Source organism: Dyella sp. (genome assembly GCF_036568765.1).
In the GTDB taxonomy this organism is placed as follows: domain Bacteria; phylum Pseudomonadota; class Gammaproteobacteria; order Xanthomonadales; family Rhodanobacteraceae; genus GSA-30.
On record NZ_DATCRY010000263.1, the window covers coordinates 1 to 2,438 of the forward strand.

The following is a 2,438-nucleotide window of genomic DNA, read 5'->3' on the forward strand; positions in this document are numbered from 1 at the left end:
CCCTGCGCTGCGCAGTGCGAACAGCGGCTGGCGCTCGTACCCGGTGAGCATCGAAGCGAGCCTGGTGGGCGATGCATTCCTGCTGGAGTTCGGTACCGAGATCGTCTATTCCTCCACGTGTCCTGCCTCGGCGGCGTTATCGCGGCAGCTGATCCAGGAGCAGTTCGCCCGCGATTTCGATCCGGCCGGGCCGATCGATCGCGCAGCCGTGCTTTCCTGGCTAGGCAGCGAGCGCGGCATTGTCGCTACGCCGCATGCGCAGCGCAGTGTGGCGCGCATCCGCGTGCGCCCCACCGAAGGCGGCGAATTTCATCTGATCGACCTGATCGATCGGGTCGAGCATGCGCTCGGCACGCCGGTGCAGACTGCGGTCAAGCGCGAGGACGAGCAAGCGTTCGCCCTGGCCAATGGCGGTAACTTGATGTTCTGCGAGGATGCTTCGCGCCGTATCCAGAAAGCGCTCGACGCCGACGATCGACTGGCGGATTTCCATATCCGCGTCGAGCATCAGGAGAGTCTGCACCCGCATGACGCGGTGGCCTATGCGAGCAAGGGCGTGGCTGGCGGCTACGGCTCCACGACGAAATAAAGTCATGCGCTTGCTGTATGTCGCGCTGCACCGTCGCGACTTCAGGGAACGTCTTAAAACCTCTCAATCGCCTGAATATAGCGAAAACGGATCCTATCGTTGTGGGAGCGACTTCAGTCGCGACGACAAGGACTTGCGATAAGGCACGATTGTCGCGACTGAAGGGAAGCTCTAAAAACCTGTCAATGACTTGGACACAGCGAGAACGGATCCTATCGTTGTGGGAGCGACTTTAGTCGCGACAAGGGCTTGCGATAAGGCGCGATTGTCGCGACTAAAGTCGCTCCCACAGAAGAGCCAGTTTTTAGAGATTCCCTAAAGTCGCTCCCACAGAAAGCAAGTTTTTCGAGGTTCCCTTCAGTCGCGACAGGCTGCAATGTAACCGCGTGTTACAGCTAAAAAAGCCAGCACGGCGTCACCGACCGGCCAACCCCGGCAGCAGCAACGGATCGAGCCGCACGCCGAACCAGTTGAACCCCCAATGCACGTGAGGCCCGGTCGCACGGCCGGTCATGCCAGCTGCGCCGATGACCTGGCCCTGCCGCACGTGTTCGCCGACGCGCACATCCAGGCGCGACAGATGCAGGAAATTCGAGCTCAGGCCGAAGCCGTGGTCGATCAGTACCGTGCCGCCCGTCAGATAGAGGTCGGGTTTGGCGAACGTAACGATGCCGTTTGCCGGTGCCTTGACCGGCGTGCCCTGCGGCACGGCGATATCCATACCTGAGTGCGGCGTCTTGGGGTCGCCGTTGTACACACGCTGATTGCCGAAGCGCCCGCTGATGCGGCCTTGGACGGGCCAGACAAAGCCGTGCGTGAAATCCTCGCGGTCGTCGTTGCGATCGCGCGCGGCGGCCACTTCCGCCTGTTCGCGCGCGATCCGTTCGGCAATATCCGGCGGCGGGTTGACCGTCTTGGGCGGAACGCCGTTGACGTATTCGATCGGCCAGTCCCGCGGCAATACTCGAATGCTGTGATTGCGTCCATCGATGCCGACAATCAGCGGCCCCTTCTCATCGCGGCCCGCACCGAAGACCACGACGCCATCCTCGCCCACGCGGACGGGCTTGCCGTTGACGGTGACCTTGCTGCCGATAGCGACTTTCGTCACGACCAGCCCGCCTTGCGACATCGACGGCGGCAGATTTTGGGCCGCGAGCGGACTGGCGGCCAGCAGTGCGACCGCCCAGGCAAGCCCACGCAAGCTCATCGATCGAAGGCCAGGCGCCGGCCGCGCACCGCATCGTTCACGCGCGCGCCATCCCAGACCCGCTCGCCATTGACGAAGGTCATGGCGATCGAGCTGTTGAACGTGTAGCCCTCGAACGGCGACCAGCCGCATTTGGAAAGCACTTCCTCGCGGGTGACCGTGTGCGGTTTGTTGGGATCGACCAGCACCAGGTCGGCAGCATAGCCCTCACGCAGGAAACCCCGTTCGCTTACGTTGAAGAGCTTGGCCGGTGCGTGGGTGACCGCCTCGACCGTACGCTCGAGAGTAAGCTTGCCCTCGAAGACGCGTTGCAAGGCGGCTTGCAACGCAAATTGCACCAGCGGAAGACCGGAGGGCGCCTTGTCGTAGCTCTGTGCCTTTTCTTCCAGCAAATGCGGCGCATGGTCCGTGGCGAGCACATCCAGGCGGCTCTCGGCCAGAGCTTTGATGATCGCCTCGCGATCGGCAGCCGTCTTGATCGCCGGGTTGCACTTGATCAGGAAGCCCAGGCGCTCGTAATCCTCGTCCGAGAAATGCAGGAAGTGCACGCAGGTCTCGGCGGTGATCCGTTTGCCCTCGATCGGGCCCGGTTGGAACAGGGCCAACTCGTCGGCGGTGGAAATATGCAAGACGTGGAGC

Annotated in this window: 3 protein-coding genes; 1 reads left to right on the top strand and 2 read right to left on the bottom strand. The window is 62.6% G+C overall.

Features of this window, described 5'->3' with window-relative positions:
• Positions 1–589: GTP cyclohydrolase, FolE2/MptA family (locus tag VIM98_RS17180; RefSeq protein WP_331994336.1), on the top strand; the 589-nt coding region annotated here is incomplete at its 5' end.
• A 415-nt stretch (positions 590–1,004) separates the two neighbouring features.
• Here the strand turns inward: VIM98_RS17180 and VIM98_RS17185 are convergent.
• The gene (locus tag VIM98_RS17185) at positions 1,005–1,799 is read right to left on the bottom strand and encodes a M23 family metallopeptidase (RefSeq protein WP_331994337.1); all 795 of its coding nucleotides are present in this window, start codon (positions 1,797–1,799) and stop codon (positions 1,005–1,007) included.
• The coding region (locus VIM98_RS17190; RefSeq protein ID WP_331994338.1) for an amidohydrolase family protein at positions 1,796–2,438 on the bottom strand (643 nt) is incomplete at its 5' end. The genes VIM98_RS17190 and VIM98_RS17185, both read right to left, overlap by 4 nt.